The sequence below is a fragment of the Clostridium sp. NkU-1 genome, from assembly GCA_001312405.1.
In genome coordinates, this window is record BBDR01000024.1 from 1 (window position 1) to 24,221 (window position 24,221).

Consider the following 24,221-nt stretch of genomic DNA (forward strand, 5'->3'; position numbering starts at 1 on the left):
CTTTGGCCCCATGGTCAAGCGGTTAAGACATCGCCCTTTCACGGCGGTAACACGAGTTCGAATCTCGTTGGGGTCATTTAATGCCGATGTGGCTCAATTGGCAGAGCAGCTGATTTGTAATCAGCAGGTTATCGGTTCGAGTCCGATCATCGGCTTTTGGAAAATTTAATATATCCGCAGATTATAATGTTTAGGACCTTTAGCTCAGTTGGTTAGAGCAACCGGCTCATAACCGGTCGGTCCTGGGTTCGAGTCCCCGAAGGTCCACTGACACTGAACTAAATATTTGATAATCTGGCCCGGTGGCTCAGCTGGTTAGAGCGCCGCCCTGTCACGGCGGAGGTCGTGGGTTCGAATCCCATCCGGGTCGTTCTGTACAAAAAAGTACAGGCTTTACAAACCAGCAAGTAAGTTGTATAATATTTACTGCATCGTATATGGGATCTTAGCTCAGCTGGGAGAGCATCTGCCTTACAAGCAGAGGGTCATAGGTTCGAGCCCTATAGGTCCCATTTCCATGATAACGAGATGAAATACGCTTTGCGAATTTTGTTCGTTGTCGCGGCAGTCGCCAACTGCATGCTTGCATGTTCGCTTGGTTCATTGTTCGCGCAAATCATGAGAATGCCGGCGTGGCGGAACAGGCAGACGCACAGGACTTAAAATCCTGCGGGACTTACCTCCCGTACCGGTTCGATTCCGGTCGCCGGCATTTGCCTGATAAGGCAAAAAAAGTGAATATGTGTGTGTAGCTCAGCTGGATAGAGCACTTGGCTACGGACCAAGGTGTCGGGAGTTCGAATCTTCTCACGCACGTACAGAGAACCCTTATTTTATAAGGGTTCTCAAAATTTAAGGCATCCTGTAAAGGGTGCCTTTTTCGTGCTTGCTAACATGTATATCAATGATCAAAATAAAATTAATACAGCAGCTTACACACACACTGGTGGAGCGCATTGATACGAGTATAGAGCCTAACAGCAGACGCCAATTTAACAGTGGTTCTTAATTCATTAAATAGCAATTTAAATGGATTAACAAATGACTTTGTACTTTTATCAGCGGTAGAAAAAGTGAAGTTTGGATATGATAGCACTACATATACAAAAATGTGGGATATGTAAATGATCAATTTAGACGGGCTTTGCCGGTAAGGCGGCCGGCTGCGTCCTGTATAGCGTTGCCACGTCATACCAATAATAAGACAGTAATCCCTTAGGCTCAATTGTAAGCATTTTGTATTTGCCATGGTCAAAGGTTTTTGCCGTGTTTTTTTGAAATCATTAGAGAAAGCAAAGATATTTATGAAGAGTATCAGCGTTAAAGAAAAAAAGTATTTTTTAAACCTAACTTTCATCTAACCTTCATCCATGTATACTCAAGATGTAGCCGGGAAACAAAATAAAAAAAATTAATGGAGGTTTTAAAAATGAAATTAAAGAGAACTATGATTCCAGCTTTTGCAATGGCTTTAGTCGCAACCACAGGGGTAAGCGCATACGCAGCCAGCCACGAACTGAAGGGAACAATAGGCAGTATTATTGCTGATATCCAAACCTATGACGAAGGTGAAATGCCGGGTATTCCTGAAGATGCTGTCATGCTGAACAAAGAAGTTGTAGATGTAACCGTATCTGCTGACGCAGACCTGAAAGTCTATGATGAGGATGAGATGCCATCGATACCAGACGGTGCTGAACTTTTTCAAAAAGTGGTTGTTGAAGAATAACCGGACAAATGGTAAAATTATCTCAAAGCCGCACAGATATTGTGCGGTTTTGAGGCATTAAAGAAGGTGAGAAGTTATGAAAATACTGTTGGCAGAAGATGAAAAATTATTGTCCTCAGCAATTGCCAAAGGACTTAAAAAAGTGGGCTACGCGGTAGACCAAACCTATGATGGGGAGGAAGCGTTGGAATATCTTGAGATAAATAAATATGACCTTCTTATACTCGATCTTAATATGCCAAAGGTGGACGGCATTACAGTCTTGAAGACGCTTCGCGGAACAGACACCGAGTTGAAGGTATTGATTTTATCCGCGAGGAGCGAGATCGAGGACAAGGTACAGGGGCTGGACTGCGGTGCAAATGATTATTTAGCAAAGCCTTTTGATTTTGAAGAACTTACTGCCAGAATACGGAATCTTTTGCGCTGGTCTTTTACTTATAAGGAAAGTCTCTTAATTTGCGGCGGTCTTGAACTGGATATGCTTGGTAAGGCTGTTTCCGTAGACAGTTTACCCATAAACCTTACCAATAAAGAGTATTCCATTTTGGAGTACCTGATGTTCCATATAGGAAAGGTTATCAGTGCCGAAGAAATCATTGAGCATGTATGGGACAGCGAGGTTGATTTATTTTCCAACTCCTTTAAATATCACATGCACTCGCTGAAAAAGAAGTTGTCAGCTGGCGGGGGAGACTGCATAAAAAAATATCCGGGGGCAGGGTTATGTCATAAGAGAGGGGAACCAGGATGCATAAAATTTCTCTCAGGCTTAGAATTACTCTCTTGGTAGGACTTCTTCTTGTACTGCTTACAACCGTACTGACAATAGTTTCAATTCTGAGCGCAAACTATTACTTTGTTGCTCCGCAATTAGAGGAAGGTTCTTATGGGAAGATGAACAAAGTAATTCTGGATAACGCTCCAATAGACAGCAACCAGGATGTGAATGCCGATACTTTTAATAACCTCTCGGTTCAAATGGAAATCACGGCCGCACAAAGAGGATTTTCTTTTCAAAGCATTACAGTGCTAATTGTAATTATTATCTTTGGTCTTGGTGTCACCTATTGGATTATGGGGCGGGCATTGAGGCCTCTTACGGTACTAAGTGAAACCATACACGATATCAACGAGCATAATTTAAGCAAGTCCATTGAAGAAACTACTGCTAAAGATGAGGTGGGCAGCATCACTGCTTCATTTAACGGTATGCTTGACAGGCTTAAGAACTCTTTTGAGCAACAAAAACGCTTTTCAGCCAGCGCAGCCCATGAGTTAAAAACGCCGCTTGCCACAATGAAGACTACTTTACAGGTGTTACAGCTGGACGATTTACCAAGCACTGACGACTATAAGGATACCATTTTGGTTATGGAGCAAAATGTCGACCGGATGATTTGTATTGTCAGTGATTTGCTTTTATTATCCTCTCAGGAAAAAACGGAATTGGATGACGAAATTTCTCTCCGTACTTTGCTTTGTGAGATAGCTGAAGAACTCAAGGAGGCTATTCAAAGTAAAAATCTCTGTTGTATCCTTCCCCCAAATGACTGTTTGATTACAGGCAACCGTATGCTGCTGAGATCCGCTTTTTACAACCTTTTTGAAAATGCTGTCAAGTATAACAAGGACGGCGGCACGGTGGAGGCGAAACTTCAAAATACTCCTGACGGAAAAATCTCTGTATTAATATGTGATACAGGTATTGGAATGACAGAACAAGATGCGGCACGGGCATTCGAGCCGTTCTTTCGAGCGGATCGTTCCCGCTTACAACAGATTCCCGGCAACGGCCTGGGGATGTCCATCATACAGGCGATTATAGAACGGCATGGCGGAGAGATTCTTTTAGAAAGCAAAATTAACATTGGAACAAAAGTTACCGTAGTTCTGTAATTGTAAATTGGATAGCCTTTAAAAAAAACCGGAGACAAATAGCTGTACAATTAATTTATCACTTTACAAAATCAGCAAATGGGTGTATATTAACCATGTATCATAAATGCGCCGGTAGCTCAGCTGGATAGAGCGTCTGGCTACGGACCAGAAGGCCGCGAGTTCGAATCTTGTCCGGCGCATGAAAAGAACAGTTTTATTTAATCATGAAACTGTTCTTTTTTTCATATCTGCTTCGGTGGATTTCATTGGAAGTCCGTATTTATACAAATAATAGCTTGATTTTTTTTCAGAATTTATTATACTAAGCTTAGGGCTTTGGGGGAGATAAAATCAGGTGCGATGAGGTAGCTGTAGACAATAGGTGCAGTGCCTCTTTTTTTATATCAGGCCGTCAAATCAGGCCAGCAGGGAGTTTATTTATAGGTATGAAAGACGAAATAATAAAGAAGCTGGAACAGCTTCCTGGAAAAATCAGTTTTCTATATGAAAATTTGAAGACAGGAGACGGGTTTGCTTATCACGGACAGGAACCCATGATGGCGGCAAGCGTCATCAAGCTGTTTGTCATGGCGGCTGCATTTGAGAAGAGAAAAAAAGGAACCTTCCAGGTGGATGAACTGTTTGCAGTGAAAAGGGAGGACTGCGTTCCTTCCTGCGGCGCTCTTACTTATCTTCACGAGGGAATTCTGGTAACGGGTATGGACCTGGTCACCTTAATGATCATTTTTAGTGATAATACGGCAACCAATGTTTTGATTGATATTCTTGGAATGGAGGAGATCAACGAAACGATCCAGGGGCTTGGGTTCCGGCAGACCCTTCTCCAGAGAAAAATGTATGATATGGAAAAGTCAGCCGGGGAATCCAGAACTACATAACTGCCTGTGAAACAGGCAGGCTTCTGAAAATGATGTATGACGGAATTCTTATCGATAAGCAGTCCAGTGAAACAATGATTTCAATTCTAAAAAAACAGCAGCTATGCAGTAAGATCCCATTTTATCTGCAGGCTCTTTCGGATAGTCCGGAGATTGCCCACAAGACCGGGGAAGATACGGGGATCACTCATGATGTGGGGATCGTCTATGGAAAGGAGCCGTTTTTGGTCTGCTTTTGCGGAAATGAGACGGATACTCCTGCCTTTGAAAGGGCCATGGCTGAGATTTCCCTGGACTTATTTAAGCAGGCCAATAAGAAAATCCAGGAAATTGAGGGAAAATGAATGAAAATTGTAAAGATAGAAACAGCAAAGGTCAATATTCCTCTTGTAACACCATTTAAAACGGCTTTAAGAACGGTTGACAGTGTAAACGATATTGTGGTGAGGATCACAACGGATGACGGTCAGACTGGGTTTGGTGAGGCGCCTCCTACTGCGGTGATCACAGGGGATACCCGTGGCTCCATCCTGTCCGCCATTGAGGAGTTCATTGCTCCGGCAATTATTGGCATGGAGATTGAAAACCTGGATGGGATCATGAAAAAACTTCATGGCTGCATACTGAAGAACAGTTCTGCTAAGGCCGCGGTGGACATGGCTGTTTATGACCTTTTTGCAAAGTCCTGCAGGAAGCCCTTATATAAGATACTGGGAGGCGGGCGTGAGGAGATCGAAACGGATCTGACCATTAGCGTCAATGGTGTGGAAGAGATGGTTTCTGACAGCCTAAAGGCGGTTTCACAGGGCTTTCGTATCCTGAAAGTCAAAGTGGGAAAAGAAAGCAGAAAGGATGTGGAGCGGATTCAGGCCATCCGTCAGGCAGTGGGGCCGGATATCAGGCTGCGCATTGATGCAAATCAGGCTGGTCTGCCAAGGAAGCAGTCAGGATCATAAGGACTCTGGAAGATATGGGAATTGGCATGGATCTGGTGGAGCAGCCGGTAAATGCCCATGACTTTGAGGGGATGAAGCTTGTTACCAGCCAGGTGTATACGCCCATCCTGGCGGATGAGAGCGTTTTTTCTCCGGAGGATGCATTAAGGATCATCAGGGAACGGGCGGCGGATCTCATTAATATTAAGCTTATGAAGACCGGGGGTATCTATGAGGCTTTAAAGATCTGCGCCATTGCGGAAAGCTTTGGAATGGAGTGCATGATCGGATGTATGCTGGAGAGCAAGATCGCAGTGACCGCGGCAGCTCATCTGGCAGCCGGAAAGGGGATCATTACCCGGGTAGATCTGGATGGACCGTCTCTTTGCAGGGAAGATCCATACATAGGAGGACCTGTTTTTGACGGACCCAGGATTATTATGAATGAAGATCCTGGAATGGGAATCAGCAAGGTGGCGGCATTTTGTGACTGATGTAATGAAAAGGTACTAATCCCGTTCGGGTTAGAAATAATAGGAAAGTGGAGGAGAATTTATGAAAAAAAAGAAGACTGATGGCTGCGGTGCTATGCGCAGTTCTGGCTGCTTCTGCGGCATTGAGCGGCTGTAGCGGGAATAAGACCACAGGAGATGGCTCTAAGGCCCCAGGGAATGAAAACGGAGCAGCGGAGAGTGGAACTTCTGCTGTCTATACCAAGCTGTATGGTTCTGAGGCGACGACCCTTAATTATCTTACTTCCTCAGCGGAAGTTGATCACAAAATAGGGGCAAACTGTGTGGACACCCTGATTGAATATGATAACAAGGGACAGATTAAGCCGGGGCTTGCAACAGAATGGAGCTATGACGAGGCCACGCTGACATGGACCTTTAAGCTGAGGGAGGCAAAATGGGTGGATCATACCGGCACTGAGGCTGCGGATGTGACTGCCCAGGATTTTGTTGATGCCATGAAATATGAGCTGTCCCCTGAGTATGAAAGTGCAAATGTACAGAACCTTTTTGGTGTCATAGCCAATGCGGAGAAATATTATAATGGACTGGCATATAACGGCGGAGCGGATAAGGACGGAACGGTCTGGGAACCAATTGATTTTTCAGAGGTAGGTGTAAAGGCGGTTGATGAACATACCCTTACCTACACCCTGGAGAAAGAGGTTCCGTATTTTCTTTCTTCCCTGGTTTACGTAGTATATATGCCGGCTTATGGCCCGCAGCTTGCGGAACTGGGAAAGGATTTTGGTACGGGCGTGGATAAGATGTACTATAACGGTGGGTTTTATCTGGAGGAATTTTCTCCCCAGGAGAAGCATGTATTCAAAAAGAATGCCGCAAATTATGATGCGGATATGGTTTACATAAATGAAATCCAGGAAATCTATAATGCGGAATACAATACCATTGGACCTGAAATGATAAAGCGCGGGGAAATCGATTATGCGGAGATTTCCTCAGACATTCTGGACAACTGGATGAGCAGCGAGGATACCAAGAACCTGGTCAGCCGTGAAAGGCCGAAAACCAGCTATTCTTATTTCTATTGCTTTAACTTTAATCCTCAGTTTGATGCCCAGTATGAGCCGGATAACTGGAGAAAAGCGGTGAATAATGAAAACTTCCGCAAGTCATTATTTGCAGGCTTAAATAAGACAAAAGAAGTGGCGGTTCTGGAGCCTGCGGCTCCTGATGATTTTGTGATCAATTCCATTACGCCGGCCAACTTTACATTCAACGCAGATGGAGCGGATTACACTACAGTGGGCGATATGGCATCCCTTGGGCAGACTTTTAACGAAGCAAAGGCAAAGGAATACCGTGACCTGGCAAAGACGGAGCTTACGGCTGAGGGGGTTACCTTCCCGGTAAAGGTTCTGATGCCCTATAACCCTTCCGAGGTCAACTGGGATAAGGAATGCCAGGTGGTGGAACAGCAGATGGAAAGCCTGCTTGGCACGGACTTTATTGATATCATTGTGGAGGCCGGTCCTGCGGATGGGTTTTTAACGGAAGTGCGCCGAAACGGCAAGTTTGCATTGATGAAATGTAACTGGGGTGCTGATTATGCAGATCCGGAAACCTGGACTGATCCATTCTACCAGGCAAAGGGCGAGGAGGGATATGACCTTGGATATAAGTATGGAAATATTGCAAAGGCCATTGAAGAGGGGACCCCTTCCGCAGATGCGGCAGCGGAATACTTTTCTCTGGTAGAGGCAGCCAAGGATATCAAGGTGGATATCACGCCCGCTATGAGGCATTTGCCAAAGCGGAAGCGAGTTTGGTAAACCATGGATTTGTACTGCCTTTCAGCATTTCAGTCAGCAAATATGTAGCCTGCAAGCTGGATGTATTTGAAGGCCAGTATGCACCTTTTGGCGTATCAAACTTAAGGTATAAAGGCCAGCATCTACTGGACCATTACGTTTCCATGGATGAGTATAAGGCTAACAGGGAAGCAAACGGGAAGTAATCCCTTATAGCAGGCTAAAGAGCATGGCTCACTGCCTGAAGAAATAAACGGCAGGTATATACGCCGGATCATTGGCTGTAAAGCATATGGTCCGGCGGAAAAATACCGTCTGAAAAGGATGTGCCGGAGCTACGTCTTCTTCCGAGGGTATTTTTAAAAGAAAACACAAAGGAGCCGAGAAACAGATGTTAAAGTATTTAGGTAAACGAATCGCACGTTCATTTCTTACACTGATCATCATCCTGACCGTGGTGTTCTGTCTGCTTCGTCTGATGCCCATTGAGGGATATTTCCAGAATTTTGATAAGATGACCCCTCAGCAGATCCAGGTGGGATTAAAGGAGATGGGTCTTACGGATCCTCTTCCGGTTCAGGTGATCCGCTTCTTTAAAGACCTTCTTCACGGGAATCTGGGCGTGTCCAGGATTTACCGTTCCAATGTTCCTGTGTCGGATATTTTAAAGGACAAGGTTCCTGTTTCTGTGAAACTGGGAGTCTGGTCCATGGCAGTCTCTCTTCTTGTGGGACTTCCCATGGGTGCCCTGATGGCGCGGTATAGATACAGGTGGTTCGATAAGATCGGAACCTTGTTTGTTGTCTGCATCCAGGCAGTTCCGGCGGCTGTTTATTTTCTGTATATCCAGCTCTACGGCACCAAGCTGATGGGGGTGGGATTGTTATTCCAGATCAATGATCCGAAATACTGGGTCCTTCCGGTTCTATCCATGTCCCTTGGAAATATAGCCTTTTACGGCATGTGGCTGAGAAGGTATATGGTGGATGAAAGCAATAAGGATTATGTAAAATTAGCGAAGGCAAAGGGGATGTCAGAGGGCGGAGTCATGTTTAAGCATATTTTCCGCAATGCTTTTGTTCCTTTGGCCCAGTATATCCCCACCGCATTTTTAAATACTGTGATCGGGTCCATTTATATTGAATCCCTGTACAGCATTCCGGGAATGGGAGGGCTTCTTGTTACGGTGATTAAAAAGCACGATAATACCATGGTCCAGGGCATTGTCTTACTCTATGCCTGCGTAGGCGTTATGGGGCTTTTACTGGGTGACCTTCTCATGGTATTATTGGATCCCAGGATCAGCCTGGGAAAGAAAGAAGGTGACAGATGATGAAGCAGTTCTCTTACCGTCATACAAAGGAAGCGGAATTCATGGAAACCATGGAGGAAGGATCGTTGTTTTCCTTTGCAGGCTTTAATGAAAGAGAAGCGGAGAAAACAGGATACAGCAATTATTCCTACTGGTACAGCACCTTCCGCGCCTTTTTAAAGAACAGGGGAGCCTTTGTCCTTCTGGTGCTTTTGATTCTTCTCCTGGCATTTACATTTATCCAGCCCTATCTGCCGGGACAGTATGATCCCAATATGATCATCAATGATGCAAAGGGGATGCAGTACCGCAATGTTCCTCCGGGAAAAGACTTTATTCTGGGAACCAATTCCATTGGACAGGATCTCTGGGCAAGGATCTGGGCGGGAACCAGGACCTCTTTGATCATCGGTCTGTCCGTGGCTTTAGCGGAGGCAGTTATTGGCATAACCGTGGGCGTGATCTGGGGATATGTGAGAAAGGCGGATTTCATTCTTACGGAAATTTACAATATCATTGACAACATTCCCAATACCATTGTCCTGATTTTGATCTCTTATATTTTAAAGCCCAGTGTGAAGACCCTGGTGTTTGCCATGTGCCTGACCGGCTGGATTCAGATGGCCAGGTTCATCAGGAATCAGATCCTTATTATCCGGGACAGGGATTATAATGTTGCCAGCCGCTGTCTGGGGACTCCTGTCAGCCGGATCATTTTAAGAAACCTGCTTCCTTATCTGGTGTCGGTGATCATGCTGCGTATGGCATTAACCATTCCGGCTGCCATTGGAAATGAAGTATTTATTACATACATTGGTTTAGGACTTCCGGTGAATATTCCCAGTCTTGGCAATCTGATCAACGAGGGACGGGCTTTGATTACTACCCCTGCTTTGCGTTACCAGCTGGTTTACCCAACTATTATTTTATCCTTTGTCACCATATCGTTTTATATCATCGGCAATGCCTTTTCGGATGCCGCTGATCCCAAGAATCACATGTAAGGAGGGACAGCATGAATCAGGAGAAGATTTTAGAGGTAAACGATCTGGACATCAAATTTGAATTAAGAGGAAAAACCCTCCATGCCATACGGGGGATTTCCCTGGAATTATATAAGGGAGAGATTCTGGCGATTGTAGGAGAATCGGGAAGCGGAAAGTCTGTTTTCACCAAATCCTTTATGGGGCTTTTGGAGAGAAACGGATATGTGGATGGCGGACGGGCTGTTTATTACGGGGCTGATGACAGTGGGGAAATTGAATTAACAGCCATAAAGAGGGAGAAGGACTGGTTAAAGATACGGGGGCGTGAGATTGGAATGATCATGCAGGATCCCATGACCAGCTTAAATCCCTTAAAAACCATTGGGGTTCAGATCATGGAAGCGGTGCTGCTTCATCAGAAGGTGGGGCGTTTGGAAGCGAAGAAACGGACCCTTAAATATTTAGCAGATGTGGGAATTCAGGACCCGGAACAAAGATTTAACCAGTATCCTCATGAATTTTCCGGGGGGATGCGTCAGCGGGTAGTGATCGCCATTGCCATTGCCTGCAATCCCCAGATCCTTATTTGTGATGAACCGACTACGGCTCTTGACGTGACCATACAGGCCCAGATCCTGGACCTGCTTAAAGAACTGCGGCACAAATACAGGCTTTCAGTGATTTTGATCACCCATGACCTGGGGGTGGTAGCCAACATCGCAGACAGGGTGGCTGTCATGTATGCCGGGGATATTGTGGAGATAGGGACCTGTGAAGATATTTTTTATGATGCAAGGCATCCGTATACCTGGGCATTGCTTTCCTCTCTGCCTCAGGTGGGGGTAAAGGGAACGGATCTTTTTTCCATTCCCGGCACGCCTCCCAATCTTTATGCAGAGATAAAGGGAGATGCTTTTGCTCCCCGCAATCCTCAGGCTCTTAAAATCGATTTTATAAAAAGACCGCCTTATTTTGAGATATCGCCTACCCATAAAGCGAAGACCTGGCTGCTGGATCCCAGGGCGCCTAAGGCAGACCCGCCGCCTGTGGTCAGAAAAATCAGGAACGGAGGGCTGTTTTGATGGAACGTGAAGTACTGCTTGATGTAAGGGACCTTGATGTGACCTTTGGAGAGCGCAGAAAGAAATATGAAGCGGTAAAAAAGGTGAATTTTAAAATATACAAAGGCGAAACCTTTGGGCTGGTAGGGGAATCGGGATCAGGAAAAACTACTATTGGCCGTGCGATCATGAGGATCGTTCCAAGCTGCGGAGGAGATATTCTTTACAAGGGTGAGAAGATCAATGGAAAAATCCCGGCGGAGCTGGACCGGAAGGTCATTAAGGAAATACAGATGATCTTTCAGGATCCCCAGGCTTCCTTAAATGAAAGAGCCAAGGTGGATTATATCATCAGCGAAGGGCTGATGAACATGGAAAGAGGATTAGGGGAAAAGGAGCGGAAAAAAACGGGTAGACCAGGCCCTTCTTGATGTTGGGCTTCTTCCGGAATTTGCAAGCCGTTTTCCCCATGAGTTTTCCGGAGGGCAGAGGCAGAGAATCGGAATTGCCAGATCCCTTATTATGAATCCGGATTTTATTATTGCTGACGAACCGATTTCTGCCCTGGATGTATCCGTCAGGGCCCAGGTTTTAAACCTTCTTGGAGATATGAAGAAAAAAACGGCAGATCACCTATCTTTTTATTGCTCACGACTTATCTGTCATGAGGTTTATCACGGACCGGATCGCAGTGATCCGCAAAGGTGAGATCGTTGAAATGGCGGAAACGGAGGAGCTGATCACCCATGCCCTCCATCCCTACACCAGGGCCCTGCTTTCCGCAATCCCCATGCCTGATCCGAAGCATGAGAAGGAGAAAAAGCTGTTGGTCTACGATCCTTCTATTCACGATTACTCATGGGAAAAGTCATCCTGGAGGGAGATAAGGCCGGATCATTTTGTGCTGGCAAACCGGAAGGAAGCGGAAGAATATAAAAAATTGTACAGAGACTAAATAAGGCGGTATCCGGAAGAAATGCTCATTTGGGAGTTTCTTCCGGATAACGCTTTATTTTGAAGGGGTGTTTAAAAAGCAGACAGGAATGCCCCAATATTCTGTTTGTCATATTTTTCAGTTTCATTGACATTCCACATATCTGACCATATAATAATGAAAAATACGGTATTTATCAGTAAGCTTATGGGTTTGAACGGTTTCCGGACAGCGTTTTATGTGTGAAGCCTGGTCTGCGATTAGAAGATAAGCGAAAACTATTTGGACTGCACTGCAATGGTCCATGAAGTGCCGGAAGGAATATAACAGGAAGGACAGGAGTAAATGGCCATGGAATCTTATGGAATTGTAAATATACCGGTTGCCACCATTTGGGAAGGCCCGTCGGAGATAAAAGAGAACAGCTTAGGAGAAATGGTGTCGGCTGTTTCGGATGAAGTGCTGTATGGAATGGGGCTCTTGATAACCGGGGCGGAGGAGCAGGGATTTTATCCGGTGCGGACCTTTTACGGCTATTCCGGTTTTATAAAGAAAGAGGATATGGAAATGGTGAGCCTGGAAGAACTGAATAGCTGGGAAGACGGCGGGCTTATGGTTACGGATGGAGTCTACATGGACATTGTTTCTCTTCCAAAGGTTCAGGGGGTACGCCTTTTAAGCCTTTTCAGGGGTTCTCTTATCAAGGTGCTTTCCTTTGACTCGGAAGAGGAGGGCTGGGCCAAGGTGGAGCTTTTGGATGGACGGGTAGGCTATATGAGGAACCAGTTTTTAAGGGCAAAGGAATTTTCCCAGTCCGGACTGTGGACGGGGGAGCTTCCGCAAAAGGAGATTGTGGATGAGGCGTCATTCCGTAAGTCCGTGGTAGAGACGGCAAAGCAGTATTTAGGGACCCAGTACCGCTGGGGAGGAAGGTCCACCGCTGGTATCGACTGTTCCGGGCTGACCTCGGAAAGCTATCTTTTAAACGGAATCCTTATCTTTCGGGATGCCAGGATAGAGCCGGGATTTCCTGTATATGAGATTTCAAAGGATGAAATGCTTCCAGGGGACCTGATGTATTTTCCGGGGCATATCGCCATGTATATGGGAAATGGGGCCTACATCCATTCTACGGGAAAAATTGGCAGCGGCGGTGTAGTGATCAACAGCTTAAATCCCCAGGCAGAGGACTACCGGGCTGACCTTGCGGAAAGCTGGTATGCGTCGGGAAGTATTTTTGTAAATTAGAAAAATCTTTGGATTCTCCTATGGGAGAGTCTGCTTTGGAGATTTTATATTTAATAAATTAAGAGAAAGGGTCGGATAAAATGGATTCCAGACTTACGTTAGAGAAAAGAATTGAAGCGGAGATCATGAGTTATGATGGGAAGATGGGGATCTATCTGGATGATTTCCATGGAAATGTGATTGCCGTTCACGCAGATGAGGCATTTGAGACTGCAAGCACCATAAAGACCTACATACTGGCATGCCTGTTTGATGAGGTGGAAAAGGGAAATAAAAGCCTTGAGGACATTATTGAATACAAGGAAGAACATGTGGTAGATGGAAGCGGCGTGCTTCCTGCACTGGAGCCGGGAGCAATGCTCAGGGTAAAGGATGCGGCAGCTTTATGATTATTGTAAGTGATAATATTGCAACCAATATGATGATAGACTATTTGGGACTGGATACCATAAACCGGTGTATCAAAGCTCTTGGCTGCAGGGATACGGTGCTCCACAATCCCCTTCACTTTGAGCGGTATGACAGGCTTGGGACCAGCACGCCGAGAGATTATGCCAGCATTTTTACCCGGCTGGCAAAGGGGGAGCTGATCAGTCCAAAGGCGGATGAAAAGATGCTGGAAATCTTTAAAAAGCAGCATTATAACAGCATGATCACTAAGAATTTTCCTCCATTTTACATGGACAGCGATAATACGGATGACATCCTGATTTCCGTTGCCTCTAAAAGCGGAAGCATGGATGCCTGCAGAAATGACGGCGGTCTTGTGTATACCCCTTATGGGCCTTATGCCATCGTCATGTTCCACAAGGAATTTTCTGATGCCATGTATTATCCGGATCATCCGGCTACTGTGTTCGGGGCAAGGGTCAGCCGGATGATCCTGGATCAGTTTTTGGCATTGGAAGGAAGATTTTTAAAATAAAAATAGTATAGTTTTACTAAAAAAAAGTTTAAATGGGTTCAAAAATCACGACATTATTACTGGTTTTTCGGTATTTGCTTTGGATTTTTTTTGTTATAGTAAAGTAACAGAAAAAACGGAGGGATATCTATTATGAAGAAAAGAACGGCATTTTTGCTGGCGCTTACGGCGGCTCTCAGCCTGACCGCATGCGGTTCCAAGCAGGAGGCAGCGGCTACAAAGGCGGAGACCGCAGCTGAGACGACGGCTGATGGGACAACGGTTGCTGCTGGAGAAGAGAAAAAGGATTCAGGGGAAGATGGAGACTTATCTGAACTGATCAAGGCAGCCCAGGCAGAAGGGGAATTAACTGTGTATGGCTCTTGTGAAGAGGAGCATCTGTCTGCAGTATGCCAGTATTTTGAAAAGAAATATGGCATTAAGACAAAGTTCCAGAGACTTTCTACCTCAGAGGTTTATACCAAGGTTTCTGAGGAGGGAGGAAAGCCTTCCGCAGATGTGTGGTTCGGCGGAACCACAGACCCCTATAATGAGGCGGTCGCAGCAGGAATTTTAATGCCTTATGAAGCAATGAATGCCAAGAATCTTATGGGAGACCAGTATAAGGATCCTACAAACAGCTGGTATGGTATTTATAAGGGAATTCTGGGATTCATGGTGAATACGGAAGAATTAGAGAGGCTTGGACTGGAAGCTCCGAAGACCTGATGATCTGACAAAAGATGAGTATAAGGGACTTATCATGCTGTCCAACCCCAATACGGCAGGCACGGCAAAGCTGGTGATCAATACCATGGTCCAGATGAAGGGTCATGATGGGGCAATGGAATATTTTAAGAAGCTGGACAAGAATATTGCACAGTATACAAAATCAGGTTCCGGCCCATCTAAGATGGTTGGACCTGGAGAATGCGTCATTGGAATCGGTTTCCTTCATGACGGGATTTACCAGATCCTTCAGGGATATGACAACATTCAGCTGATTGTTCCAGAGGATGGAACCTCCTTTGAGGTAGGAGCAACTGCGATTTTTAATGGCGCTGCTCATCCCAATGCAGCGAAGCTGTGGATCGAATATGCCTGTCACCGGAGTGCGTGGATCTTGCAAAGGAAAACGGCGCTTATCAGTTCCTGGTTTTAAAGAACGCCACACAGCCGGAAGAGGCTGTAAAGTTTGGACTGGATATGAACAATACCATTGATTATGATTTTGAGGATGCAAAGGAAAACAGTGCAAAATATGTGGAAGATTTCTTTGAAGCCCTGGGAAGCTCTGCTGATAAGGCAGATGCCAACCGTTTCCTGACACAGTAGGAGATAAAAGGCAGGAAATAAACGTCCGGCTGTATGGAGAAACATGCTGCGTAATGCGTAAGAGGCCATTACGCAGCATTTTTACATCATGGGAGCCAGGATTTCTGCCTGAAATGACGAAAGGAGGTTTTTTTATGGCCAGTTTGCAGAGTGCCCGGCTGGAGCGGAAAAAGTTTTTTTTCAGATCCGGTTTTGGTCAGTATGATCGCAGTTCTGCTGATTTTTCTTGCACTGTTTATTCTTTATCCTCTGTTTATGCTGTTGATCGACAGCTTTTATGCGGAGGGCACTGTTACACTTGATGTGTTTAAAAGGGTTTTAAACCTGGAGCGGTTCCAGAATGCTTTTAAAAATACCCTTGTTCTTGGATTTATCACGGGGATCGCCTCTACGGCAATCGGGCTGCTGTTTGCTTATGTTGAGGTGTATGTGAAGCTGAAAACCAAGGTTTTGGAAAGGCTTTTTGGGCTTGTTTCCATGCTTCCAGTGGTATCCCCGCCATTTGTTTTATCTCTGTCCATGATCATGCTTTTCGGAAGAAGCGGCCTGATCAGCAGGTCTTTGTTTCATATATATGATTCCAATGTCTATGGGCTTAAGGGAATTGCCATTGTCCAGACTCTGACATTTTTCCCCGTATGCTACTTAATGTTAAAGGGGCTGTTAAAAAACATTGATCCTTCTCTTGAAGAAGCCACCAGGGATATGGGAGCCACCAGATGGAAGGTGTTTTCCAGTGTTACCTTTCCTCTTTTGCTTCCGGGTCTTGGCAATGCGTTCCTGGTGACCTTTATCGAGTCTGTAGCGGATTTTGCAAATCCTATGCTGATCGGCGGGTCTTATGATACTTTGGCTACCACCATTTACTTACAGGTGACGGGAGCTTATGATTCCACGGGAGCGGCGGCTATGTCAGTGGTCTTGCTGTCTTTAACAGTGGTACTGTTCCTGATCCAGAAGTATTATCTGGAAAAGAAAACAGCAGCTACTTTAACGGGAAAGGCTTCCCGAATGAGAATGCTCATTGAGGATAAGAGTGTGACCGTCCCGCTGACCTGTTTTTGCGGTATAGTTGCTGCCTTTGTACTGCTGATGTACATCATGGTTCCATTTGGCGCTATGTTTACCCTGTGGGGAAGGGACTACAGCTTAAGCTTAAGTGGTTTCAATACATGTTTAAGACCAGCGGATTAAAGGCATTTAAGGACTCCTTTGTGCTGTCTTTGATTGCTGCGCCTCTCACGGCTTTTCTTTCCATGGTCATTTCTTATCTTGTGGTTAAAAAGAAGTTTAAGGCAAAGGGTTTTATTGAGTTTGTTTCCATGCTGGCTATGGCAGTTCCGGGAACGGTTCTTGGTATCGGATATATCCGGGGGTATGCAAACGGATTGTTCCGCTCCGGATTTATGAGCGGCCTTTACGGGACAGGACTTATCCTGATCATCGTATTTATTGTCCGAAGCCTTCCCACCGGCACCAGAAGCGGGATATCCGCCCTGCGCCAGATTGACAAATCCATAGAGGAATCTGCTTATGACATGGGAGCAAACTCTGCCAAGGTGTTCATGTCCGTGACCCTTCCTCTTATCAAGGATTCCTTTTTCAGCGGTCTGGTAACTGCCTTTGTCCGCAGCATTACCGCTATTTCTGCCATCATTCTGCTGGTGACCCCAGATTTTCTGCTGATCACCTGCCAGATCAATGAGCAGGCGGAAAAGGGGAATTACGGTGTGGCTTGCGCTTATGCAACCATATTGATCCTCATTACCTATGGCGCGGTCCTCATTATGAATGCCATGATGAAATTCTTCGGCGTCAGCAGGGTAGTGAAGGAAGTCCAGGATTAAGAAGAAACAGGAGGAAGATAACATGGAAAAACAGAAAAAAAGGCGTTCAGCTGGAACGCATTTCAAAAATATACATCGATCCAAAGACAGGCAAGGAGTTTTATGCGGTAAAGGATACCACTCTGGATATTGAGCCGGGAACCTTTGTCACCCTTTTGGGGCCGTCGGGCTGCGGAAAGACGACCACCCTCCGCATGATCGCGGGCTTTGAAAGCCTGATGAAGGGGAGATTTATCTGGGAGGAGAGGAGATCAACCATCTGACCCCCAATAAAAGGGATACTGCCATGGTGTTCCAGAGCTATGCCCTTCTGCCTCATTACAATGTGTTTGACAACGTGGCCTATGGCCTAAAGATCCGGAAGGTTCCAAAGGAGGAGATCAGGGAACGGGTCATGAACATATTAAAGCTGGTGGAGATGGAGGGAATGGAAACCCGTATGACGAACCAGCTCTCCGGCGGGCAGCAGCAGAGGGTGGCATTAGCCAGAGCCTGGTCATTGAGCCGGGAGTCCTGCTTTTTGATGAGCCTTTAAGCAACTTAGATGCCAAGCTGCGGGTGACCATGAGGACTGAGATAAGGAAGATTCAGCAGAAGATCGGGATCACGGCAATCTATGTGACCCACGACCAGTCTGAGGCCATGAGCATTTCCGATAAGATCATTATCATGAGCAAGGGCAAGGTAGAGCAGATCGGAAGCCCCAGGGAGATCTATTATCATCCTGCTTCCAGATTTGTGGCTGATTTTATTGGGGAAGCCAACTTCTTAAAGGCAAAGGTCTTGTCTGAAGAAGGGGAAAAGGCCATGATCTCGGTGGCAGGCAAGGAGTTCCAGGTAAATAATTTTGCCGGGGCCCGTTCCGGGGATGAGGCAACCCTGGTAATCCGGCCGGAGGGAGCGATTCTGGCAGAGCAGGGCATTTTGGAAGGACTGGTCACCTTATCCACCTTTATGGGATCTTACCAGTATTATCAGGTCATGGTGGGAGATATGGAAATTCAGATTACGGATTATAATCCGGTTAACCGCAGGATTTATGAAGTGGGAGAAAAGGCTTGTCTGGATTTTGATCCAAAGGGTGTTTACATCCTGTAGTACTGTGTTAAAATGATAATAATAAGCTTGAAGGGCAGGAAACAGGGATATGAAAGGCTGGATCGGATGTGCCGGGGCCTTTTGTGCATTGCCTGTCTGGCAGGCTGCGACCGCAGTTCCCGGACAGTGCCGGCAGATTTTCATGCGGACGAGGAGTTGGTGGTGTACTGCCTCATCCCCTGGAATTTATTAATCCCATTGTATCGGAGTTTGAGGAACAGACCGGGATTAAGGTGGAGGTATGCACAGGAGGGACGGGAGAACTGTTAAAAATGGCGGAGGACAGGAAGGAACCCGAATGTGATATTTTCTGGGGAGGCTCCCTGTCTACTACCATGGCCCAAAGTGAGCTGTTTGAGCCTTATATCAGCAAAAATGAATCCATGATCCAGGAAGATTACAGGAATAAAGAAGGGAACATGACCCGGTTTACAGATGTTCCAAGCATTCTTATGGTGAATACCAACCTGGCCGGGGATCTTTCCATAGAAGGGTATGGGGATCTTCTTAAGCCTGAGCTTTCCGGAAAGATTGCCATGTGTGACCCTGTCACCTCTTCTTCGGCATTTGAGCATCTGATCAATATGCTTTATGCCATGGGAGAAGGGGAACCGGAGGAAGGCTGGGATTATGTGGAGGCATTTTGCAAAAACCTTGACGGCAAGCTGCTTCAAAGCTCCTCTGAGGTATATCAGGGGGTGGCCGAGGGACGCTATACGGTGGGCCTTACCTTTGAAGAGGGGGCAGCCATTACATTGCTTCCGGATATCCGTCCGTGTGGTGTATATGGAGGAAGGCGTCATATCCAAACCGGATGTGGTATGCATCATCAAGGGGTCCGGCCATATGTGGGAGGCTAAGCAGTTTGTGGATTTTGTAACGGGTAAGGATGCCCAGACGGTTATTTCTGAAAGCCTTGGAAGGCGTTCCGTAAGGACGGATGTAGAGGAACCGGAATATCTGCTGGATAAGCAGGCGATCCACATTATTTATGATGAGGAAGCTGTGGTAAAGGAGAACAAACTGGAATGGATGAGGCGTTTTTCAGAGGTTTTTCAAGGCACCCTGAATTAGAATAGGGAGGGAGCATGAAAAAGGGACGGTATTTCAAAGATGAGCTGCGCCACCTGATCATGGGGTATGCCATCATTCCGGCTGTAGGCTTTACCCTGATCTGTACCCTGGTTTTTCTTGCGGTCCTGCTCTATGGAAAGAAAAGCGGGAATGAGTCCCACAATGCTTTCGTGGCGGAGGAATTGGAAAAAGTCCTTTCAGGGTACGAGGAGAAGCTTAAGGCGCTTTCGGATTTTGATCTGCTTTTTGATGCCGGTTCCGGCGAGGCTGGACGGACGGCCGTGTTTGAGGAATTTTACCGGATGTCCGACCAGCTGGGATATAAGGCGGAGCTGTATGTTTTTGACGGAGAGAAGCGGATGATTTTATCCACCAGAAAGGATATTCCGGATTACTTATCAGGCAGGGAGAACATCCGCTGGGGAATGTTTGGGGCAATGGACGAGAAGCCGGGGAAAACCAGGGTGCGTTTAATGGAGGCCTGGAAGGGCCCGGATAAGGATATTGCCATGGGCATTGGGGTGGCCCAGGGAGATAAAAAGGCGGGATATCTGGTTTTTACCATTAACAGCAGCCAGTTTAAGCCGCTGCTTGACCGGTCGGATAGCCAGACCATCATTGCAGACCGGTTTGGCTGGGTATATTTAAGCAGCAATTATAATCTGGTGAGCGGCAGCAGCCAGGTTTTAAAGGTGCTTGAGACGGCAGGCAGGTATCTGCCTTATGAAAAGAAGATGTTTCTCATATCCGTTCATCCGGCGTATCATCGGATGTTTTTGGTCTATTCTGTGACAGATATCCAGAACATCGTGTTTTCCCTGGGGCTTAGCAGCGCTCTCATTATAACGGCCCTTGTGCTGATGACCATATGGGTACTGATCAGCACGAAAAAGGTAACGGAGCGGAAGACCAGGGATTTTTACCGTCTCCTTCATGTTATGGAGAAGGCCAGGAATGGGAATTTAGACGCTCCCATAGAGATAGAAAGTGAAAATGAATTCCGGATCATAGCCGATGCCTACCGGGAAACCATTGCAAGCTTAAAGCTGCAGATGGAGAACAACAGAAAGATGACGGAGCTGGTGGCGGCCGCACAGAATAAGCAGCTGGAATCCCAGTTTAACCCTCATTTCCTGTTTAATACTTTGGAAAATATCCGGTATATGTGTATCATCCAGCCGGAGACAGCCGGAAAAATGGTGTTCAGCCTTTCAAACCTGCTGCGCTACAGTCTGGATGGCAGCAGGGCAGAGGTGACCCTGGAGGAGGATTTAGAGCACCTGGAGAATTATCTTACCATCTTACAATACCGGTTTAACCGCCGGTTTTCTTATGTGGTTGATGTGGAAGCAGAGGCATTGCCCTGCCGGATCCCCAGGCTGGTGCTGCAGCCCATGATCGAAAATTCCGTGAAATACGGGTTTGGCAACCAGGAAAATTTAAAAGTGGAGCTTAAGGCCTATATTCATGAAGACCGCCTGATCATGATCTGCAGGGATGACGGGATCGGAATGACTCCAGGGGTCTTAAGTGATATTCAGGCTCTTTTGGAACAGGAGGAGAACAACAAAAGGCATTCCGGGCTTTATAATATACACAGGCGGTGCAGGATTCTTTACGGAAGGCCGTATGGGGTAGAGATACGTAGTGCAGAAGGGCTTGGCACAACGCTGGTTGTGACCCTTCCGGCACAAAGGGAGGAAATGTAATGTTACGGGTGATGATAGCAGAAGATGAGGATATTATCCGCAAGGGATTAATCTATACCATGGACTGGATAGGAATGGACTGCGTAGTGGTAGCTGAGGCGGCCAATGGACAGGAGGGGCTTTTAAAGATACTGGAGCATAAGCCGGATGTGGTCATTGCAGATATCTGCATGCCGTTTATGGACGGGATCGAGATGATAAAGGAAGCCTCCAGGAGCGTAAAGTTTAAAAGCATTCTTCTGACAAGCTATGCGGAATTTGAATATGCAAGAAGGGCCATATCCGCCGGGGTCAGCGAATATCTTCTAAAGCCGGTGGATGAAGAGAAGCTTTCCGTTCTTTTGAAAAGGCTGGGAGAGGAAATTGCAAGCAGCCGCCAGGTGGAATATGTGATGGAACAGGCGGAATCAGATGCTGGTGTTATGAACCTGGAATATTATATGCAGCTGGACCTTTCAGAAAACAAGTATGTATCCAGGGCGATTGGGGAAATCAAATCAGGATATGGGGATAAGCTGAGCGTGGAATCCATATCAGATAAGCTGGGAGTCAGCGCCAGCTATTTAAGCCGGAAATTCAAAGAGGTGACAGGGCAGACCTTTCTGGATTTTTTTTAAACAAGTACCGGATCTCCCAGGCCATTGCTCTCTTAAATACCGGACAATACCGGATCGGTGAGGTTTCCGATGCAACCGGGTTTACGGATTACAAGCATTTTTGTGCGGTATTTAAAAAGTATACCTTGAAATCACCCTCAAAGTTTATGAAAGGGATCTAGCAGAAAGCCCGGCAGCAGGCACTGCCGGGCAATCATGGAAAAGAAAGAGTTAAAAGTTTAACAATTCGGAAATATCACCAATGGTGTAGGTCGCGCCGGTGGGCAGGGGCTTAAGGGAGCGGCAAAAAAGACAGGAATCAATGCCTGCACCTACTGCACCCTGAATGTCAGAAGATAAGCTGTCTCCCACCATAATGGTCTTGTCCTTTTCCAGGTCTTGGATATTTTTAAAACAGTACTGGAAAATTGGAGGGCTGGCTTTTCATACCCCACTTTTTCCGATATGAACATTCCGTCAAAAAGATGGAAGATACCGGCGTTTTTAAGACGCTGGATCTGGGTAGAATAAACGCCGTTTGATGCGGTGTATAGCTGCTTCCCCATTTCTTTCAGCCTGATCAGGGTTTCCTTGGCGCCGGGGATTAAATCAGAGTTATTACCAAGATGAACGCGGTAACGCCCTTCCGCCTCTTCTCCGTTTATTTCCATGTCATAAAGGCGGAAGAATTCATGGAAACGGGTATTAAGCAATTCATCTCTTCCTATCTTTCCCTGCTCTAATAAGTCCCATAAGTGGCGGTTCATCTTTTTATATTGGGACAGCATTTCATCATTATATTCCAAATCATAGGATTGGATCATCTTTTTAAAGCCCTGCTCTTCGGCAGCGTCAAAATCCAGCAGAGTATTGTCAATATCCAGTAAAAAAATCCGGTACATATATTTATTCCTCCATAGTTAAATGTTTTTTTGAAAAAAATCATAGCAGATTCCCAGCAGCGGTGAAAGGAGAAAAATGCTGATAACGGTTCCTTCCCTTATTTGCAGAGGGGCATGTGATACTATGGTCAGGCACAAGGTGACGATCAAAAATATCACATCAAAGCTCATGCGGACAGTGGTGAACTTCTTTTTATATGCCTCACTGATAATAAGGCACAGGCTTTCCAGGGGAAATTTTATGATTCCGATGGCAAGGACGGCTCCCAGGCTGATGGAAGCGATTATAAGGCCGGAAAAATAAATCATGATTCTATAAAAATAGCTTTCAACGGTAAAAATAGAAAGTAAGTGATACAGAAACAGATTGATGATATATCCGCTTGTAATGGTCGCGATAATCTGTATTGCATCCTTATAGTTTAAACGGGAGCGCCTTAAAAGTAAATAGGAAATGAAGAACAGCGTATTGATCATATTGAGTATGGTGCCAACCTTCATTTGAATTGTGTAAGATAATGTTACTGCCATTGCATTTAAAACGCTTTGCCCGATGGCTGCCTTTAGCTGCAGCGATATTCCGAAGCCGAAAAACACAAAGGATATAATGGTTACGGCCAGGTCGTTTCTTTTTTTTCTGCTCATTGTTTTCACCTCGGGAATATGATACCATAAAATACAGGCTGCCGGCTATGAGAATTATCATATATGGAATACTTGATTTATCAGGAGGCAAAAAGTGAAAAAAATACAGTATATATGAAATACCGGAAAGCATTGAGGCAGCCGGAGAAGAAAGGCATTTTCCTGCGGGAAAAAATATCTTTCATGTGGATGAGAGGATCACTCATTGCTATCTGATCCTTTCCGGAATGGTAAAAATCTATATTGACCATGAAAACGGACGCCGGTCCATTCTTGATTTTGCAGGAAAGGGGGACTGGCTTGGAGAGCTTTCTTTATTCCGCCAGGAGGATTACATCAAGGAGAATAAGGTGATGGAGGATGTGGTCTGTCTGGAGTTTGGGCTGGACCGGTTAAAAGAAATCTGCCAAAAGGATGCGGAAGTTTCCTATTACTTTGCGTCCTATATTGCCAATAAGCTGATGGTTAGGAGCTACCGGTTGAGTGAATACTTAAATTATTCCCTGGAAAAAAGGCTGGCTTCCTTTATTCTTAAATATCAGCAGAATGGGAGATACACCATACCCCATACGGATGTTTCAGAGTATATGAATATCAGCTACCGCCATGTACTGTTTGTCATAAAGAAGTTTTGTGATGACGGAATTCTTAAAAAAAAGATAAGGGATACCGGATCATGGATTATGAAAGACTGAAAGAAATTTCCGACGGTTTCGTATCATAGGGAAGAAGGGAACCTGCCTGCCGGGTTCTTTTATTTTGCGTTTGGGCCTTTCAGATATGTATTGTTTCTTTTCCATTTATTCGCTATAATTGGGGTTACGGGCTAGGCATAGGAAAGA

The 24,221-nt window shown here is 45.7% G+C and carries 24 protein-coding genes, 8 tRNA genes and 4 pseudogenes; 33 read left to right on the forward strand and 3 right to left on the reverse strand.

Translation table 11 applies throughout. From position 1 onward, the window contains the following. Positions 1-4: 4 nt before the first annotated feature. From JCM10519_RS22900 to JCM10519_RS23025, 32 genes and pseudogenes are all read left to right on the forward strand, one after another. A tRNA-Glu gene (locus JCM10519_RS22900) sits at positions 5-76 on the forward strand. A gap of 6 nt (positions 77-82) precedes the next feature. Further along, positions 83-155 (forward strand) — tRNA-Thr (locus JCM10519_RS22905). A gap of 38 nt (positions 156-193) precedes the next feature. After that, positions 194-267, forward strand: a tRNA-Ile gene (locus tag JCM10519_RS22910). Positions 268-296: 29 nt separating this feature from the next. Beyond that, positions 297-370: transfer RNA gene (locus JCM10519_RS22915), tRNA-Asp, on the forward strand. A 69-nt stretch (positions 371-439) separates the two neighbouring features. Continuing rightward, positions 440-512, forward strand: a tRNA-Val gene (locus JCM10519_RS22920). Positions 513-626: 114 nt separating this feature from the next. Continuing rightward, positions 627-712 (forward strand) — tRNA-Leu (locus JCM10519_RS22925). Between the two features lie 30 nt (positions 713-742). Next, positions 743-816, forward strand: a tRNA-Arg gene (locus JCM10519_RS22930). Positions 817-1,429: 613 nt separating this feature from the next. Beyond that, positions 1,430-1,729, forward strand: coding sequence for a hypothetical protein (locus tag JCM10519_RS22935; protein ID WP_054742140.1), 300 nt, complete (start codon positions 1,430-1,432; stop codon positions 1,727-1,729). A gap of 76 nt (positions 1,730-1,805) precedes the next feature. Then, a complete protein-coding gene (locus tag JCM10519_RS22940; RefSeq protein WP_347845208.1) occupies positions 1,806-2,522 on the forward strand; it encodes a response regulator transcription factor in 717 nt (238 codons plus the stop codon). 104 nt (positions 2,523-2,626) lie between these two features. Then, positions 2,627-3,628: a HAMP domain-containing sensor histidine kinase gene (locus JCM10519_RS22945; protein ID WP_347845209.1), complete on the forward strand. Its 1,002-nt coding sequence runs from the start codon at positions 2,627-2,629 to the stop codon at positions 3,626-3,628. A gap of 108 nt (positions 3,629-3,736) precedes the next feature. After that, positions 3,737-3,810 (forward strand) — tRNA-Arg (locus JCM10519_RS22950). A gap of 246 nt (positions 3,811-4,056) precedes the next feature. Beyond that, positions 4,057-4,509 carry a serine hydrolase gene (locus tag JCM10519_RS33165; RefSeq protein ID WP_347845210.1) on the forward strand — a complete coding sequence of 151 codons (453 nt, stop codon included), beginning with the start codon at positions 4,057-4,059 and terminating at the stop codon, positions 4,507-4,509. Between the two features lie 29 nt (positions 4,510-4,538). After that, entirely contained in the window at positions 4,539-4,853 is a 315-nt protein-coding gene (locus tag JCM10519_RS33170) for a serine hydrolase (RefSeq protein ID WP_347845211.1), read from the forward strand. Further along, positions 4,854-5,938: pseudogene (locus tag JCM10519_RS22960) on the forward strand (dipeptide epimerase). Positions 5,939-6,018: 80 nt separating this feature from the next. After that, the gene (locus JCM10519_RS22965; protein ID WP_347845212.1) at positions 6,019-7,749 is read left to right on the forward strand and encodes an ABC transporter substrate-binding protein; all 1,731 of its coding nucleotides are present in this window, start codon (positions 6,019-6,021) and stop codon (positions 7,747-7,749) included. Further along, a complete protein-coding gene (locus JCM10519_RS33175; protein WP_347845213.1) occupies positions 7,743-7,934 on the forward strand; it encodes a hypothetical protein in 192 nt (63 codons plus the stop codon). Before JCM10519_RS22965 ends, JCM10519_RS33175 begins: the two co-directional genes overlap by 7 nt. 185 nt (positions 7,935-8,119) lie before the next feature. Then, positions 8,120-9,061, forward strand: a complete 942-nt coding sequence (locus tag JCM10519_RS22970; protein ID WP_054742148.1) for an ABC transporter permease subunit — start codon at positions 8,120-8,122, stop codon at positions 9,059-9,061. Beyond that, the gene (locus JCM10519_RS22975; protein WP_347845214.1) at positions 9,058-10,044 is read left to right on the forward strand and encodes an ABC transporter permease; all 987 of its coding nucleotides are present in this window, start codon (positions 9,058-9,060) and stop codon (positions 10,042-10,044) included. Before JCM10519_RS22970 ends, JCM10519_RS22975 begins: the two co-directional genes overlap by 4 nt. Positions 10,045-10,055: 11 nt before the next feature. Continuing rightward, positions 10,056-11,108, forward strand: coding sequence for an oligopeptide/dipeptide ABC transporter ATP-binding protein (locus JCM10519_RS22980; protein WP_054742150.1), 1,053 nt, complete (start codon positions 10,056-10,058; stop codon positions 11,106-11,108). Beyond that, positions 11,108-12,042: pseudogene (locus tag JCM10519_RS22985) on the forward strand (ATP-binding cassette domain-containing protein). Before JCM10519_RS22980 ends, JCM10519_RS22985 begins: the two are co-directional and overlap by 1 nt. Positions 12,043-12,372: 330 nt before the next feature. Next, entirely contained in the window at positions 12,373-13,269 is an 897-nt protein-coding gene (locus JCM10519_RS22990) for a C40 family peptidase (protein ID WP_347845215.1), read from the forward strand. A 143-nt stretch (positions 13,270-13,412) separates the two neighbouring features. Further along, positions 13,413-14,194: pseudogene (locus tag JCM10519_RS22995) on the forward strand (serine hydrolase). A gap of 132 nt (positions 14,195-14,326) precedes the next feature. Beyond that, positions 14,327-14,902 (forward strand): extracellular solute-binding protein, encoded by a 576-nt coding sequence (locus JCM10519_RS33180; RefSeq protein ID WP_347845216.1) that lies wholly within the window; start codon positions 14,327-14,329, stop codon positions 14,900-14,902. After that, positions 14,877-15,335 carry an extracellular solute-binding protein gene (locus tag JCM10519_RS33185; protein ID WP_347845217.1) on the forward strand — a complete coding sequence of 153 codons (459 nt, stop codon included), beginning with the start codon at positions 14,877-14,879 and terminating at the stop codon, positions 15,333-15,335. Before JCM10519_RS33180 ends, JCM10519_RS33185 begins: the two co-directional genes overlap by 26 nt. Continuing rightward, positions 15,290-15,508 carry a hypothetical protein gene (locus JCM10519_RS33190; RefSeq protein ID WP_347845218.1) on the forward strand — a complete coding sequence of 73 codons (219 nt, stop codon included), beginning with the start codon at positions 15,290-15,292 and terminating at the stop codon, positions 15,506-15,508. Before JCM10519_RS33185 ends, JCM10519_RS33190 begins: the two co-directional genes overlap by 46 nt. 201 nt (positions 15,509-15,709) lie before the next feature. Next, the gene (locus JCM10519_RS33195) at positions 15,710-16,702 is read left to right on the forward strand and encodes an ABC transporter permease subunit (protein WP_347845219.1); all 993 of its coding nucleotides are present in this window, start codon (positions 15,710-15,712) and stop codon (positions 16,700-16,702) included. Continuing rightward, positions 16,681-17,355 carry an ABC transporter permease subunit gene (locus JCM10519_RS33200; RefSeq protein WP_347845220.1) on the forward strand — a complete coding sequence of 225 codons (675 nt, stop codon included), beginning with the start codon at positions 16,681-16,683 and terminating at the stop codon, positions 17,353-17,355. The genes JCM10519_RS33195 and JCM10519_RS33200 overlap by 22 nt, the downstream gene beginning before the upstream one ends. Positions 17,356-17,372: 17 nt before the next feature. Continuing rightward, positions 17,373-18,453 (forward strand): annotated as a pseudogene (locus JCM10519_RS23010) (ABC transporter ATP-binding protein). A gap of 68 nt (positions 18,454-18,521) precedes the next feature. Then, complete coding sequence (locus JCM10519_RS23015) at positions 18,522-19,313, forward strand: extracellular solute-binding protein (protein ID WP_347845221.1); 792 nt, start codon at positions 18,522-18,524, stop codon at positions 19,311-19,313. Next, positions 19,240-19,527 carry an ABC transporter substrate-binding protein gene (locus JCM10519_RS33205; RefSeq protein WP_347845222.1) on the forward strand — a complete coding sequence of 96 codons (288 nt, stop codon included), beginning with the start codon at positions 19,240-19,242 and terminating at the stop codon, positions 19,525-19,527. The genes JCM10519_RS23015 and JCM10519_RS33205 overlap by 74 nt, the downstream gene beginning before the upstream one ends. Before the next feature lie 14 nt (positions 19,528-19,541). Further along, a complete protein-coding gene (locus tag JCM10519_RS23020) occupies positions 19,542-21,236 on the forward strand; it encodes a histidine kinase (protein ID WP_054742156.1) in 1,695 nt (564 codons plus the stop codon). Next, entirely contained in the window at positions 21,236-21,853 is a 618-nt protein-coding gene (locus JCM10519_RS23025; RefSeq protein WP_347845223.1) for a response regulator, read from the forward strand. Before JCM10519_RS23020 ends, JCM10519_RS23025 begins: the two co-directional genes overlap by 1 nt. Before the next feature lie 210 nt (positions 21,854-22,063). Here JCM10519_RS23025 and JCM10519_RS33210 read toward each other — a convergent pair whose 3' ends face one another. From JCM10519_RS33210 to JCM10519_RS23035, 3 genes are read right to left on the reverse strand one after another with little or no spacing between them, the layout of a single operon-like run. After that, positions 22,064-22,237 (reverse strand): HAD hydrolase-like protein, encoded by a 174-nt coding sequence (locus JCM10519_RS33210; RefSeq protein WP_347845246.1) that lies wholly within the window; start codon positions 22,235-22,237, stop codon positions 22,064-22,066. Next, a complete protein-coding gene (locus JCM10519_RS23030; protein WP_347845224.1) occupies positions 22,165-22,734 on the reverse strand; it encodes an HAD family hydrolase in 570 nt (189 codons plus the stop codon). The genes JCM10519_RS33210 and JCM10519_RS23030 overlap by 73 nt, the downstream gene beginning before the upstream one ends. Positions 22,735-22,752: 18 nt before the next feature. Continuing rightward, complete coding sequence (locus tag JCM10519_RS23035) at positions 22,753-23,379, reverse strand: hypothetical protein (protein ID WP_054742158.1); 627 nt, start codon at positions 23,377-23,379, stop codon at positions 22,753-22,755. A 185-nt stretch (positions 23,380-23,564) separates the two neighbouring features. Here JCM10519_RS23035 and JCM10519_RS23040 point away from each other — a divergent pair, with 185 nt between their 5' ends. After that, positions 23,565-24,074, forward strand: coding sequence for a cyclic nucleotide-binding domain-containing protein (locus JCM10519_RS23040; protein WP_347845225.1), 510 nt, complete (start codon positions 23,565-23,567; stop codon positions 24,072-24,074). Positions 24,075-24,221 lie beyond the last annotated feature (147 nt).

Bases quoted from the DNA above. Each gene is read 5' to 3' on its own strand.
- JCM10519_RS22935 (WP_054742140.1), top strand. From the start codon at position 1,430: ATGAAATTAAAGAGAACTATGATTCCAGCTTTTGCAATGGCTTTAGTC.
- JCM10519_RS22940 (WP_347845208.1), top strand. From the start codon at position 1,806: ATGAAAATACTGTTGGCAGAAGATGAAAAATTATTGTCCTCAGCAATT.
- JCM10519_RS22945 (WP_347845209.1), top strand. From the start codon at position 2,627: ATGAACAAAGTAATTCTGGATAACGCTCCAATAGACAGCAACCAGGAT.
- JCM10519_RS33165 (WP_347845210.1), top strand. From the start codon at position 4,057: ATGAAAGACGAAATAATAAAGAAGCTGGAACAGCTTCCTGGAAAAATC.
- JCM10519_RS33170 (WP_347845211.1), top strand. From the start codon at position 4,539: ATGATGTATGACGGAATTCTTATCGATAAGCAGTCCAGTGAAACAATG.
- JCM10519_RS22965 (WP_347845212.1), top strand. From the start codon at position 6,019: ATGGCTGCGGTGCTATGCGCAGTTCTGGCTGCTTCTGCGGCATTGAGC.
- JCM10519_RS22970 (WP_054742148.1), top strand. From the start codon at position 8,120: ATGTTAAAGTATTTAGGTAAACGAATCGCACGTTCATTTCTTACACTG.
- JCM10519_RS22975 (WP_347845214.1), top strand. From the start codon at position 9,058: ATGATGAAGCAGTTCTCTTACCGTCATACAAAGGAAGCGGAATTCATG.
- JCM10519_RS22980 (WP_054742150.1), top strand. From the start codon at position 10,056: ATGAATCAGGAGAAGATTTTAGAGGTAAACGATCTGGACATCAAATTT.
- JCM10519_RS22990 (WP_347845215.1), top strand. From the start codon at position 12,373: ATGGAATCTTATGGAATTGTAAATATACCGGTTGCCACCATTTGGGAA.
- JCM10519_RS33180 (WP_347845216.1), top strand. From the start codon at position 14,327: ATGAAGAAAAGAACGGCATTTTTGCTGGCGCTTACGGCGGCTCTCAGC.
- JCM10519_RS33195 (WP_347845219.1), top strand. From the start codon at position 15,710: ATGATCGCAGTTCTGCTGATTTTTCTTGCACTGTTTATTCTTTATCCT.
- JCM10519_RS33200 (WP_347845220.1), top strand. From the start codon at position 16,681: ATGTTTAAGACCAGCGGATTAAAGGCATTTAAGGACTCCTTTGTGCTG.
- JCM10519_RS33205 (WP_347845222.1), top strand. From the start codon at position 19,240: ATGGAGGAAGGCGTCATATCCAAACCGGATGTGGTATGCATCATCAAG.
- JCM10519_RS23020 (WP_054742156.1), top strand. From the start codon at position 19,542: ATGAAAAAGGGACGGTATTTCAAAGATGAGCTGCGCCACCTGATCATG.
- JCM10519_RS23025 (WP_347845223.1), top strand. From the start codon at position 21,236: ATGTTACGGGTGATGATAGCAGAAGATGAGGATATTATCCGCAAGGGA.
- JCM10519_RS23030 (WP_347845224.1), bottom strand. From the start codon at position 22,734: ATGTACCGGATTTTTTTACTGGATATTGACAATACTCTGCTGGATTTT.
- JCM10519_RS23035 (WP_054742158.1), bottom strand. From the start codon at position 23,379: ATGAGCAGAAAAAAAAGAAACGACCTGGCCGTAACCATTATATCCTTT.